Here is a 13,736-nt window from a genome sequence, read left to right on the forward strand (position 1 = left end):
GCACCTCCTCACAGGCGGTCGAAGCGGCCGCTTACAGCAGTATCGACCTTGCGGAAGCGAAGTTCGACCTGGTGCGACATGGGTCCTCGGCAGGTGCGGAGGTGCTCGGCGGCCAGCCACACCAACCAGGGCTGGGCCGACACCACCCTCATGTGAACTGCCGCGTGCTGTCCTGGGTCCGCGAGCGAGCCGGGCGTCCACGTAGGCTCAACATCGCTGCATGGGCAGGGAATTGGAAGGCGGGGGCATGAGACGTGACGAGCTGGTCCGGCCGGTGCCGGAGCTGTTGAAGGAGCACGCCGAATCGGCGGCGCGACGCATCGCGTACGCCGACTCCTCGCGCGGCGTCACCTACGCCGAGCTGGACCGCCGCACCCGCGCGCTCGCCGGGTATCTCACCCGGACGGGACTGCGCCGCGGCGACCGAGTCGCGATCTGCCTCGGCAACCGCGTGGAGACGGTGGAGAGTTGCCTGGCCGTGCTGCGGGCCGGGATGGTCGGCGTCCCGCTCGATCCGCGGTCCTCCGACGCCGAACTGGCCCACTTCCTCCAGGACAGCGGCGTCGCCCACGTCATCACCGACGCCGCGCACCTCGCACAGCTGCGGCGCCTGGGACGGCCGTACGACGGCCTGGGCGTGCTGGTCGCGGGGGGTGGCCCGATACCGGACGGCGACATCCGGCTGTTCGAGAGCGTGGCCGAGAGCGACGGCGGGTCCGCGGAGATCGACCTGCTCGGGCTCGATGAACCGGCCTGGATGCTGTACACGTCCGGTACCACCCACCGGCCCAAGGGCGTGCTGTCCACGCAGCGGGCCGCGCTGTGGTCCGTGGCCGCCTGCTACGCCCCGATCCTCGGCCTCTCGCCCGACGACCGGCTGCTCTGGCCGCTTCCGCTGTTCCACAGCTTCAGCCACTCGCTGGCCATCCTCGGCGTGACGGCCGTCGGCGCGAGCGCCCGCATCGCCGGTGACCTGCTGCCGCCCGGCGGTCTCCGGCAGGAACTGGCCACGGCGTACGAGACGCTCGGCGGGCCGTTCACCCTGCTGGGCGGCGTGCCCACGACGTATCACCGGCTGATCGACGCGCCCGGCGAGCCCGCGCGGGCCCTGCGGTTGTGTGTCGTGGCGGGTGCGCCGAGCGGTCCCGCGCTGCGCGCGGCCGTCGCGGACACCCTGGGGGCGCCGCTGCTCGACGCGTACGGCAGCACCGAGACCTGCGGAGTGATCGCGGTCAGCCGTCCCGGGGGACCCCGGATCGACGGTTCCTGCGGGCCGCCCATACCCGGCGTGGACATACGTGTCGTCGATCCGGGTAGCGGCGAGGACGCCCGGGACGGCGCCGAGGGCGAGGTCTGGGTGCGTTCGCCGGGCCTGATGACCGGATACCACCGGCAACCCGAGGCGACGGCCGCCGCGCTGCGGGACGGCTGGTACCGCACCGGTGACCTCGGCCGCCGCGTCGAGCACGGCCATCTCCGGATCACCGGCCGGGTCAGCGAACTGATCATCCGCGGCGGCGAGAACATCCACCCGACGGAGATCGAACAGGTCCTGGCGCAGTGCCCCGGCGTGTCCGACGCCGTGGTCGTGGGCGCCCCGCACGACGTGCTCGGCGAGGTCCCGGTCGCCTTCGTCGTACCGGGCCCGGACGGGCTCGACCCGCGGCGGGTGCTCGCCGAGTGCCGTACCCGGCTGGCCGGCCACAAGGTGCCGGCCGGGATACACGAGATCGCCGCCGTCCCGCGCACCGCGTCCGGCAAGATCGCCCGCCATCAGGTGGTCGTCCCCGCTCCGGCCGCGGCCGACACCGCCCCCGCCTTTACCGCCACCGCCCTGCGCGAGCGGCTCCTCACCCTCGCGACCGCCGACCAGGAGCGCGCGCTCCGCGCGACGGTGCTCGCCGAGACGGCCGACGTCTGCCGGTACACGCCGGGCGATCTGCCCGACGCGGACAGCCCGTTCGCCGATCTCGGCATGACGTCCGTCGGCGTGGTCGAGCTGGTCGAGCGGCTCGGTGCGCTGACCGGACTGACGCTGCCTGCGACACTGGTCTTCGACCATCCGACACCGGCCGAGGCCGCCCGGTACCTGCGCGCCGCCCTCTTCGAGAGCGAGCCTGAGACACGCCCGCAGGCGTACGGCGGACCGGGCCGGACGTCCGACGACGACGATCCCGTCGCCATCGTCGCCATGGGCTGCCGGTACCCGGGCGACGTCAACTCCCCCGAGGGCCTCTGGGAGTTGGTGGCGCAGGGCCGGGACGCCATCACGGAGTTCCCCACCGACCGCGGCTGGGACCTGGACGCCCTGTACGACCCCGATCCCGACCGGATCGGCGCCTCGTACACGCGGCACGGCGGATTCCTGCACCGGGCCGCGGAGTTCGACGCCGGGCTGTTCGGGATCTCGCCGCGCGAGGCGCTCGCGATGGATCCGCAGCAACGGCTGCTGCTGGAGACCTCCTGGGAGGTGTGGGAGCGGGCCGGGATCGACCCGGAGTCGGTGCGCGAGAGCGACACCGGTGTCTTCGTCGGCGTGATGTACGACGACTACGCCACCCGCCTCACCCGCCCCCACGAGCTGGAGGCGCACCTGGGTCTGGGCTCGACGGGCAGCGTTGCCTCCGGGCGGATCTCCTATGTGTACGGCCTGCGCGGACCCGCGATCACCGTCGACACCGCCTGTTCGTCCTCGCTCGTGGCGCTGCACTGGGCGGCGCGGGCGCTGCGCTCGGGCGAGTGCTCGCTGGCGCTGGCCGGCGGGGTCACGGTGATGGCGACGCCCAGGTCGTTCCTCGCCTTCAGCCGGCAGCGCGGGTTGTCGGCGGACGGGCGCTGCAAGTCCTTCTCGGCGGCGGCCGACGGCACGGCCTGGGGCGAGGGCGTGGGACTCGTCCTGCTGGAGCGGTTGTCCGACGCGCGGCGCTGCGGCCACCCCGTCCTGGCCGTACTCCGCGGTTCGGCGGTCAACTCGGACGGCGCCTCCAACGGGCTCACCGCACCCCACGGACCGGCCCAGCAGCGGCTCATCACCCAGGCGCTGGCGGACGCGGGGCTGCGCGCCGGTGACGTGGACGTGGTGGAGGCACACGGCACGGGAACCCGGCTCGGCGACCCCATCGAGGCGCAGGCCCTGCTGGCCACGTACGGGCAGGATCGTACCGAGCCGCTGTGGCTGGGGTCGGTCAAGTCCAACCTCGGGCACACCCAGGCGGCGGCCGGAGTCGCCGGCGTCATCAAGACGGTGCAGGCCATGCGGCACGGCACCCTGCCGCGGACCCTGCACGCCGACCCGCCCACACCGCACGTCGACTGGTCCTCGGGCCGGGTGGAACTGCTGACCGAGCCCCGGCCCTGGCCGTCCTCGGGCCGGCCGCGGCGTGCCGGCGTCTCGGCCTTCGGGATCGGCGGGACCAACGCGCATGTGATCCTGGAGGAGGCACCGGGGGCCGAGAAGCCGGTGGGCCCCCAGGACACGGCCGCCGCGCCGCCCGTTCCCTGGCTGTTCTCCGCCGCCGACGAACCCGCCCTGCGCGCCCAGGCCCAACGCCTCGCGGCCGAAGTGGCGAACGGGCCGGCCCTGTCGACCGCGTCGACCGCCGACATCGCGTACGCGCTCGCGGTGTCGCGCTCCGCCCTCTCCCACCGGGCGATCGTGCCGGCCGGTGACCGGACGCGGATGCTGGAGGCGCTGACCGCGCTCGCGCAGGGCCGCGACGCACCGGGAGTCGTCCGAGGACTGGCGGACCCGGCGATCCGTACGGCCTTCCTGTTCACCGGACAAGGCGCCCAGCGCCCCCGGATGGGCGCCGAACTGCACGCTGCCTTCCCCGTCTTCGCCGAAACCTTCGACGACGTCTGCCGACATCTGGACGACCGTCTCCCACAGCCGCTGAGCGCGGTGCTGTCCGCCGAGCCGGGATCACCGGAAGCGGCCGTCCTGGACCGTACGGACTTCACGCAGGCCGGACTCTTCGCCTTCGAGGTCGCGCTCTTCCGGCTGCTGGAGTCGTGGGGCGTACGCGCCGACCGCCTCGTGGGCCACTCCGTCGGTGAACTGGCCGCCGCGCACGTCGCCGGTGTACTCGATCTCCCCGACGCGGCCACGCTCGTCGCCGCTCGCGGCCGGCTGATGCGGGCACTGCCCGACGGCGGCGCGATGGCGGCGCTGGAGGCGACCGAGAAGGAAGCGGCCACCGTGCTCACGGAGTTCGGGACGCAGGTGGCCATCGCTGCCGTCAACGGGCCCCGCACGGTGGTGATCTCGGGCGAGCGGGACGCGGTGCGCGCGGCCGCGGCGCGCTTCGAGGCCCGCGGTCGCAAGGCTGTGCGGCTACGGGTGAGCCACGCCTTCCACTCGCCTCTCATGGACCCGATGCTCGAAGAACTCCGGGCCGTGGCAGGACAGTTGACCTTCCGCCCGCCACGTGTCCCCGTCGTCTCCACCGTGACGGGCAGGCTCGCCGAGCCCGCCGAGCTGTGCTCGCCCGAGTACTGGACGCGGCAGGCCCGGCTCCCCGTGCGCTTCGCCGACGCCGTGCGGCGGCTCGCGGACGACGGGATCTCCGCCTACCTGGAACTCGGTCCCGCTCCCGCCCTCACCGCCGCGGCCACCGACTCCCTGACCGACGCGTCCACGAGCGGCGCCGTGCTCGCGGTGGCCACGCGAGGCGGTGCGTACGAACCGGAAACCCTCCTGTCGGCCGTGGCGCGGCTGCATGTGGCCGGGGCCGCTGTCGACTGGAGGGCGGTGTACGCCCGGTCCGGCGCGCGGCGGGTGGATCTGCCGACATACGCCTTCCAGCGGCAGCGGTACTGGCTGGACGCACCGCCCCCGACGGCCGCCGACGCCGGTCCGCTGCTGGGTCCGGCGTTCTCGGTGCCGGACACCGAACGGACCGTGCTGACCGGGGTGTTGTCCCTCGCGGCACACCCGTGGCTCGCGGACCATGTCGTCGCCGGGCGGGTGATCGTGCCGGCGACGGTGTTCGTGGAGATGGCCGTGCGGGCGGGCGACGAGGTGGGCTGCGCCGCGGTCGACGACCTCGTGATGCTGACGCCGCTGGCCCTGCCCGGTTCCGCGGGGGTGCGGGTACAGGTCGTCGTGGGTGCGCGGGAGGACTCGGGACGACGGTCGCTCGACCTCTACTCGCGGCCGGAGGAGTCCGACGAGGACACTCCGTGGACCCGGAACGTCACCGGTCAACTGGGCCTCGGGCGGGCGGCGGCGGAGAGCGAACCGGACCCGTGGCCGCCGCGGGACGCCGAGGCGGTGGACCTCACCGACGCGTACACCGCCCTCGCCGATGCCGGGCTGACCTACGGGCCCGCCTTCCAGGGAGTCGGCGCGCTGTGGCGGCGCGGCGACGACGTCTTCGCGGAGGTGCGACTGCCCGCGTCGCAGGCCGCGGAAGCGGGCCGCTTCGGGCTCCACCCGGCGCTGTTCGACGCCGCGTTGCACGCGCCGCTCCTGGCAGGCCCCGCTGACGTGAGCGCGGTGCGGGTGCCGTTCGCGTGGAGCGGTGTCAACCTGCATGCCTCGGGGGCCACACGGTTGCGGGTCAGGGTGACCTCGACGGGCCCGGACACGGTCTCGGTGACGATGTCCGACCCGTCCGGTCGGCTCGTGGCGCGCGTGGAGTCACTGGCCACCAGGGAACTCCCGGCCGGCCAGGCCGACATGACCGGCGAGGGGACGGACGGCATCGCACGAAGGGCACTGTTGCGCCCTGACTGGGTTGCTCTCGAACTCCCGGGCGGTGCGGAGGACCGCGCCTGCGCCGTGCGCGGGCCGGACGAGTTGAACCTCGCCGAGTTCCTGTCCGACGCACCGAACCTGGAGTTCGTAGCTGTCACAGCCGTTACCGCCTCTGCGTCTGCCTCTGTCATCGGCTCCGATCCGCTGTCCGCCGTGCACGAGTTGACCGGCAGCGTGCTCAAGGTGCTCCAGGACTGGCAGGACGATCCGGGCACGGCGGGCTCACGGCTGGTCGTGGTGACGCGGGACGCCACCGCGCCGGTGCCGGATCTGGCGGGTGCCGCGGTCTGGGGGCTGGTGCGTGCGGCACAGTCGGAGCTGCCCGGTCGTGTCGTCCTGGTGGATGTGGACGGACGGCCCGAGTCGCTGCGGATCCTCGCGTCGGCGGTCGCCACCGGCGAGCCGCAACTGCGGATACGGGACGGGCAGGTGACGGTCCCGCGACTGGCGTTGGCTGGCGACACCTCGGACACCGGGGCCGGGCTCGACGCGGACGGCACGGTGCTGATCACCGGAGGCACCGGTGCGCTGGGCGCGCAACTGGCCCGTCACCTGGTCGTCGAACACGGCGTACGGCATCTGCTGCTGACCGGCCGCCGTGGGCCGCAGGCACCCGGGGCCCGGGAACTGCGCGGTGCACTGGAGGAGTTGGGCGCGCGGGTCGGCATCGTCGCCTGTGACGCGGCCGACCGAGCCGCGCTGGCCGAGGTCGTCCAGGGCTGCGAGCCGCCGCTGGGCGCCGTGGTGCACGCCGCCGGAGTGCTCGACGACGGCGTGCTGGACTCGCTGACCCCCGAGCGGATGGCGGCCGTGCTGCGGCCCAAGGCCGACGCGGCGTGGCATCTGCACGAACTGACCCGTGACATGGGACTTTCGGCGTTCGTCATGTTCTCCTCCGTCTCCGGTCTGCTGGGCCGGGCGGGCCAGGGCAACTACGCGGCCGCGAACTCCTTCCTCGACGCCCTCGCCCACCGCCGCGCCGCCGAAGGACTGCCCACGCTGTCGCTGGCGTGGGGCCCCTGGGAGCACGCCGCAGGCATGGCGGCCGGGCAGCTCCAACAGCGCCCACAGGCCAGGGAGTTGCTCGTGCCGCTGTCCATCCGGCAGGGGCTGGCCCTGTTCGACGCGGCCCTGCGTTCGAGGGAGCCGGTCCTGGCGCCGATCCTGCTGGACCGGGCGGCGCCGCGTTCCGGCGCGGGGCACCTGCCGGCGCCGTTGCGCGGCCTCGTCCGTCCCGGCCGGCCGACCGCCGCGGCGACCGCCTCCGGCTCGGTCGGGTCTCCTGGGCGGACGGCCGAGGCGGGGGAGTGGCGCAAGCGGCTGGCCCGGACAGCCCCGGGTGAGCGGGAGGCGGCGCTGGTGGCCCTGCTGCGGGCCGATGTGGCAGCGGTCCTCGGCTACCCGCACGCCGACGCGCTCCCGGCCGGCAAGAGCCTCGCCGACCTGGGCTTCGACTCCCTCACCGCCGTACAGCTCCGCAACCAGCTGAGCCTGGGGCTGGGACTGCGGCTGTCGGCGGCAGCGGTGTTCGAGCACCGGACGGCCGAGGAACTGGCCCGCCATCTACTCGGTCTGCTGGACGGCGAACCGGCCGCCCTGGACGCCCCCGAGCCCACCACCGAGCCCACCACCGAGGCGGAGCGGCCGACGTACACCCTCTCCTCGCTGTTCCGGACGGTCAGTGCCTCCGGGCAACCGGTGGCGGCGATGCACCTGCTCGTCACCGCGTCCTGGGCGCTGCCCACCTTCCCGGCCGCCCGAGGCCATGAGCACGCCCTGCCCCCGATCCGCCGCACCCACGGCCGGCCCGGCTCCGGAAGCCCGACCATCGTCTACTTCCCTGCCTACCATCCCTCGCTCGCCTCGGACGGCGGAGAGTTCCCGCGGTTCCACCGCGCCTTCGAGAAGGATCCGGACGCCATGCAGGTCCTGGAGTTCCCGCACCCGGGTATAGGCGCCGGCGCCGCCGTCCCGGAGGACCGTGCCGCGCTGGCGCGTACGCAGGCCGAGAGCGTGCTGCGGCACGTCGGGGACGGGCCCTTCGTGGTCGTAGGACGGTCGGCGGGCGGCAATGTGGCGCACCTGGTGGCCCACGAGTTGGAGGGTATGGGCCGGGCGCCGAGGGGCCTGGTCCTGCTGGACACGTACCACATCACACTCGGCAACAGCGGCAAGGACTGGCTGCTGTCCCTGGCCGCCCCGCCACCGCAGGACACCGGACGGCCCGTCCTCACCGGGGACGACGACACCGCCCTGGCCGCGATGGGCGCCTACAACCGGATCTTCCTCGGCTGGGATCCCGAGCCGGTCACCACGCCCACGCTCCTGGTGCGCGCGCTGCGGCCCACGCCCGCGATGGCGGCCTCCACGGACGCGGACGACTGGCGGACGTCCTGGCCGACGGAACACGACGTCGTGGACGTCCCGGGCGACCACCTGACGATGATGCAGGAACACGCGGAGACGACGGCAACGGCGATCCGGACGTTCGCAGCAGGGGTCGTTGAGCGTTGATCGATTGCCTGCGCAGGGGCGGCCCTGCTGCACTGCGCAGGACCCGTCGTCACCCTCGGGATCCTCGCCCATGTCGCGCCCGCCTCGCGCGGCGCGCTCCCCGAGCGTCGACGTACCGACCTCAGTCCGCTGAGCCGGAAGGAATACCTGTTGAACGTGACGCGCAGAGTGGGTAACTGAACTGATTGAGAAGGAACTTACTGAAGGGTCAGGGGTGTTGACTGTGTCCTGACATCACCGGACTGTAGTGGACATGCCGAACATTCGGGCGCGTCTACTGGTTGTCCTGGTCGTCCTCTTCGGATCCCTGTCGGTGGCGGGCCCCTCTCCCGCCACCGCCGCCACCCTCCCCGACTCCCTCTGGTTCGACGAAACCCCGCTCACCGTGCAGAACGGCCGCTTCGTCGACGGCAACGGCCGCGAGGTCGTGCTGCGCGGCTACAACGTCTCCGGCGAGACGAAACTGAAGGAGAACAACGGCCTGCCCTTCGCTTCGACCGCCGACGCGAAGAAGTCCGCGACCGCGCTGCGCGCCCTTGGCGGCGGCAACTCGGTCCGCTTCCTGCTGTCCTGGGCCTACGCGGAACCCGTACGAGGCCAGGTCGACACCGCCTACCTCACGAAGGCCACCGACCAGATACGCGCCTTCCTGGACGCCGGGATCCGCGTGTACCCCGACTTCCACCAGGACCTCTACTCCCGCTGGCTGTTCGACCCCGACAGCTGGTACACCGGCGACGGCGCCCCCAAGTGGGCGGTCGACCTCGGGAACTACCCCGACGAATACTGCGGGATCTGCCCGTTCTGGGGCCAGAACATCACCTCCAACGAGGCCGTGAAGCAGTCCACCTACGACTTCTGGCACAACGAGTACGGCCTCCAGGATGCCTTCCTCGACACCGCCCAGAAGACGATGACGTACCTGAAGCAGAACCTCACCACCGCCCAGTTCGCCGGCGTCGTCGGGTTCGACCCGTGGAACGAACCCCACGCCGGCACCTACGACTCCGGCCAGACCAGCCGGACGTGGGAGAAGGACGTGCTGTGGCCCTTCTACGTCAGGTTCCGCGCCCGCATGGACGCGGCGGGCTGGCAGACCAAGCCGGCCTTCGTCGAGCCGAACCTCTTCTGGAACGCCAACATCGACTTCCAGAAGGAGGAGGGCGGACTCCTGGACGCGGGTACGCTCGGCCCGCGCTACGTCTTCAACACCCACTTCTACGACCAGAAGGCCATCTCCGGCGTCTTCATGTGGGGCAAGGCCCAGGACGGACAGTACGTCGGCGACTTCGGGACCGTCCGCGACCGCGCCTCCGCCACCGGGACGGCCGCGATCATCAGCGAGTTCGGGCACCCGCTCACCGGAAACGTCTCCGACAAGGCGCCGACCGTCTACAAGGCGATGTACCAGGCCCTCGACTCCCGTGTGAAGGGCGCGAGTTGGTGGTCGAATCCGGCGGGCTCCGGCCCCGTCCTCTCCGGCTCCCAGTGGCAGTGGGACATCTACAACGGCCGCCACCACGAGCTGATGAACGACAACCCGGACAAGGCGCAGACCGACGGCGACGCCTGGAACGGCGAGGACCTGTCCGCCGTACGCCTCGACGACTCGGGCACGCCGGCGCTGCGGCAGGACGCCCGGCTGCTCGACCGGATCTACCCGAGCGCCACCTCCGGCACGACGGTCGCCTTCACCTACGAGGACCGCTCACGGGACGGCTCGACGACCCTGACCTGGAACCCGGTGCCCAGCTCCATGCCGAACGTCGCGCAGCTGGTGGGATCGGGCCAGTACGGGCTGCTGGTGTGGCGCTCGAACAGCGGCACGGCCCCGACCGAGCTGCACCTCCCGGCGTCCTTCCCGAGCGGGTCCACCACGGTGGTCTCCGACCTGGGCACTGTGAACTCGCCGCCGTCGTACACCTCGACGACCCCGGTCGGCGTGGCCGCGGAACCCGGCGGTACGGGAAGCCGCCGGCTCCTGCTCACCGACACCGACTCCGGGGTCCTGCACTACGCGCTGGTGACCAACGGGGCGACCGCGCCCTCGACCGCCCTGCTGAACGCCGCACGGTCCGAGCTCTCCGCGTGGGCCGCGCAGAACGCCGGATAAGAACCGCCGTTTGACCCTCCCCTTACGTCAGGCTGCACGCTGTACCCGACGAAAGGGCAGGTGAATGAGCTATTCCGTGGGGCAGGTCTCGGCCTTCGCCGGGGTGACCGTGCGCACGCTGCACCACTACGACCGGGCGGGACTCCTCTCGCCCAGCGGTCGCAGCGGCGCCGGTTACCGGCTGTATGACGACACAGACCTGGCCCGGCTCCAGCAGATCCTCTTCTACCGTGAACTCGGCTTCTCCCTCGACGAGATCGCCGAGATCCTCAAGGACCCGCAGGCGAACGCCGTGGACCACCTCCGGGCCCGCCTGCGGCAGTTGAGCGAGGAGATCGGCCGCCTCCAGCGGCTGGCCGAGGTGGCCGAGCAGGCGATCGAGGTCCGCCGGACGGGCGTCGAGCTGACACCCGAGGAGCGCTTCGAGGTCTTCGGCGAGATCACCTTCGACCTCTCCTACGCCACCGAGGCCCAGCTCAAGTGGCAGCACTCGGCCGGGCACCAGGAGTCGATGGCCCGCGCCGCGGCCCACACCAAGGAGGACTGGCGGCAGCTCATGGGCGAGGCCGCAGCCTGGCGCGTGGAACTGCTCGCGGCCTTCGACGAGCGGGAGCCCGCCGACGGCGACCGGGCCATGGATCTCGCGGAGGAGCACCGGCTGCACATCGCCCGCTGGTTCACCACCTGTCCGCCCGACATGCACCGGCGCATCGCGGACGACTTCGCCGCCGATCCGCGCGCCTTCGCGCTCGTCGTACCGCCGTCGCAGCAGCGGCCGGGCCTCGCCGCCTATGTCTGCAAGGCCGTGCACGCGAACGCGGCCCGCCGGGCGCACCGTGAGGAGGACAGATGAGGATCCTGATCGCCGCCGCCGGATCGCGAGGTGACGTGGCTCCGTACACGGGCCTGGGAGCGGGCCTGCGCGAGGCCGGGCACGACGTCACCCTGGCGACGACCGACGCCTTCGCGCCCCTTGTACGAGAGGCCGGCCTGGGGTTCAGGAGTCTGCCCAGCCGCCCGCAGGCCCAGGGCGGAGTCGTGAGCAGACGTGAACTGATGCGCACCGCCGCCGCGTTCGTCACCGAGCTCGGTCAGGGATTCGCCGACGCGGTGGACCCCGGCACGGAGCTGCTCCTGCTGTCGGCCACCACGGCTCCGCTCGGCTGGCACGTGGCCGAGGCCCTGGGCATCCGGACGATCGGCACCTACCTCCAACCGACCGCCCCCACCGGCGACTTCCCGCCCAACGTCATGGGCAGCCGCTCCCTGGGCCGCCTCGGCAACCGCGCCGCCGGGCATATCGCGCTGCGCATGGCCGACCGCGTCTACACCGAGGCCGTGACCGAGCTGCGCCGCCGCCTGGACCTGCCGGCGCTGGGTCCGGCCGAGACGCGCCGCCGACAGGAGCGGGCACACCGGCCCGTCCTGCACGGCTTCAGTACGGCGCTGGTGCCGCGCCCGTCCGACTGGCGCGCGGGACTCCACGTCGTCGGCACGTGGTGGCCGTACGTCGCCCCGGACCGTCGGCTGCCCGGCGAGGTGGAGGACTTCCTCGCGGCGGGAGCGCGCCCGGTGTTCATCGGCTTCGGCAGCATGGCGGCCGGGCACGGGGAGCGGCTGAGCGAGATCGCCGTCCAGGCGCTGCGCCGGGCCGGGCTGCGCGGCATCGTGCAGTCGGGCAGCGCCGGGCTCGCGGCCGACGGCGACGACGTCCTGACCATCGGCGACGTACCGCATGCGCTGCTGTTCCCGAGGGTCGCCGCGGTGGTCCATCACGCCGGGGCGGGCACCTCTGCGGCGGCCCTGCGCGCCGGAGCCCCCGCGATCCCGGTGCCGGTCACGGCGGACCAGCCGTTCTGGGCCGGACGGCTGGCGTCGATCGGCGCGGCCACCGCACCGGTCCCCTTCGCGTCCCTCACCGCCGAGCGGCTCGCCGACGCGCTCGCGCAGGCCGTACGGCGTCAGACGTACGCCCGTGCCGCCTCGGTCGCCGCGCGGCACATGGCGACCGAGGACGGGGTGGGCGCGGTGCTGAAAGCCCTGGGCTGATCAACCGGCCGATGGACTCGTCCAGTCGGCCGGGACATGGCCCAGCCGGACCCGCTGCGGGTGGTCGCCGACCGGGACGGACACCTGCTTGCGGCCCGTGGCGAAGTCGATGGCCGTGACCTGGTCGGTGCCGCTCTCGGAGACCACGCAGGACTTGCCGTCCCCGCTGACCGTGGCCCAGTAGGGCTTGGAGGCGGTGACGAGTGGGCCCTCCTGGAGGGTGGTGCGGTTCACGACGGTGGCGTAGTCGTCCATCGTGCCCGCGACACAGAGCTTGCTGCCGTCGGGGCTCATCGAAAGGCCGTGGTGGCGTGAGTCGTTGACGAACGTGGTGCGGTCGTCGCTGGTCGCCGGGTTCTTCGGCAGGGTCTTCGTGCGGGTGATCTTGTCGGTCGCCAGGTCGTACTCGAAGAAGCCGTTGAAGAACGACACCTGGAAGTACAGCTTCGACTCGTCCGGCGAGAACACGGCCGGCCGGACCGCGTCGGAGTAGTCCGTCAGCCCGAGCGCGTCCAGTTTCGGGCGCATGTCGATGACCTTGACCTGCTGGTACGTGGTCGCGTCGACGACGGTGATACGCCGGTCGCCCTTCGTCCAGTCCAGCCAGGGGGCGTCGGTCTGCGTGTTCACGTCGCCGATCGCCATGTTATAGATGTACTTGCCGTCCTGCGTGAAGATGTTCTCGTGCGGCTTCGCGCCGGTGGCGAACCTGCCCAGTTCCCTCCCTGTGCCGATGTCCAGCACATGCACGGTGTTGGAGGTCGACGCCGACACCGCGACCCGCTTGCCGTCGGGGGAGACCGCCATGTGGTCGGCGCGGTAACCGGACACCGGGAAGCGCCAGTTGACGGCCCCCGTGGCGAGGTCGAGGGACACGACGTCCGCGAAGCTGGGGCGCGAGACGACCACGGACCTGCCGTCCGGCGTGGAGTACATGTCGTCGACGAACTGGTCGTGGCCCTCACCGACGCTGTTGCGGATCGCCATGAAGTAGATCCACTTGATCGGATCGGCGTTGATCTGCGCCATCCGCTCGTCCTTGTCGGGGATGACGTCGATCCGGCCGATCTTCCCGAAGTCCCCGGAGGACTTGATGACATCGGCGGTGCCGTCCCAGTTGTTGCCGACGAACATCACCTCGCGCAGGGCCGCGGCGGAGGAGCCGGCGGCGGTGGCGGCGGTGGCGGGGGCGGCGACGGTCAGGGCGAGGGCGGCGGCCACGGAGCACAGGTGCCTGGTTCTGATGGCAGGCATGACTGCTCTCTTCCTCTGAGTTGGGAGTCCTCCGAGAGGGGAGGGAGA

5 protein-coding genes are annotated in these 13,736 nt (G+C 72.3%); 4 read left to right on the forward strand and 1 reads right to left on the reverse strand.

Annotated elements, in window-relative coordinates; genetic code table 11:
- The first annotated feature begins 247 nt into the window (after positions 1 to 247).
- The 4 genes from KUM44_RS06535 to KUM44_RS06550 all read left to right on the forward strand — a co-directional run bounded on the left by KUM44_RS06535 (position 248) and on the right by KUM44_RS06550 (position 12,434).
- Entirely contained in the window at positions 248 to 8,272 is an 8,025-nt protein-coding gene (locus KUM44_RS06535) for a type I polyketide synthase (protein ID WP_217206805.1), read from the forward strand.
- A gap of 253 nt (positions 8,273 to 8,525) precedes the next feature.
- Entirely contained in the window at positions 8,526 to 10,385 is a 1,860-nt protein-coding gene (locus tag KUM44_RS06540; protein WP_217206806.1) for a cellulase family glycosylhydrolase, read from the forward strand.
- Positions 10,386 to 10,449: 64 nt separating this feature from the next.
- Positions 10,450 to 11,238, forward strand: coding sequence for a MerR family transcriptional regulator (locus tag KUM44_RS06545; protein WP_217206807.1), 789 nt, complete (start codon positions 10,450 to 10,452; stop codon positions 11,236 to 11,238).
- Positions 11,235 to 12,434, forward strand: a complete 1,200-nt coding sequence (locus KUM44_RS06550) for a glycosyltransferase (protein ID WP_217206808.1) — start codon at positions 11,235 to 11,237, stop codon at positions 12,432 to 12,434. Before KUM44_RS06545 ends, KUM44_RS06550 begins: the two co-directional genes overlap by 4 nt.
- On the opposite strand, the gene KUM44_RS06555 is transcribed toward KUM44_RS06550, so the two are convergent.
- Entirely contained in the window at positions 12,435 to 13,688 is a 1,254-nt protein-coding gene (locus KUM44_RS06555; RefSeq protein ID WP_217206809.1) for a YncE family protein, read from the reverse strand.
- Positions 13,689 to 13,736 lie beyond the last annotated feature (48 nt).

The organism is Streptomyces sp. AC550_RSS872, from assembly GCF_019049285.1.
Lineage (GTDB): Bacteria > Actinomycetota > Actinomycetes > Streptomycetales > Streptomycetaceae > Streptomyces.

Excerpts from the sequence above, each read along its gene's own strand:
- KUM44_RS06535 (WP_217206805.1), top strand. The coding sequence starts at position 248 with ATGAGACGTGACGAGCTGGTCCGGCCGGTGCCGGAGCTGTTGAAGGAG.
- KUM44_RS06540 (WP_217206806.1), top strand. The coding sequence starts at position 8,526 with ATGCCGAACATTCGGGCGCGTCTACTGGTTGTCCTGGTCGTCCTCTTC.
- KUM44_RS06545 (WP_217206807.1), top strand. The coding sequence starts at position 10,450 with ATGAGCTATTCCGTGGGGCAGGTCTCGGCCTTCGCCGGGGTGACCGTG.
- KUM44_RS06550 (WP_217206808.1), top strand. The coding sequence starts at position 11,235 with ATGAGGATCCTGATCGCCGCCGCCGGATCGCGAGGTGACGTGGCTCCG.
- KUM44_RS06555 (WP_217206809.1), bottom strand. The coding sequence starts at position 13,688 with ATGCCTGCCATCAGAACCAGGCACCTGTGCTCCGTGGCCGCCGCCCTC.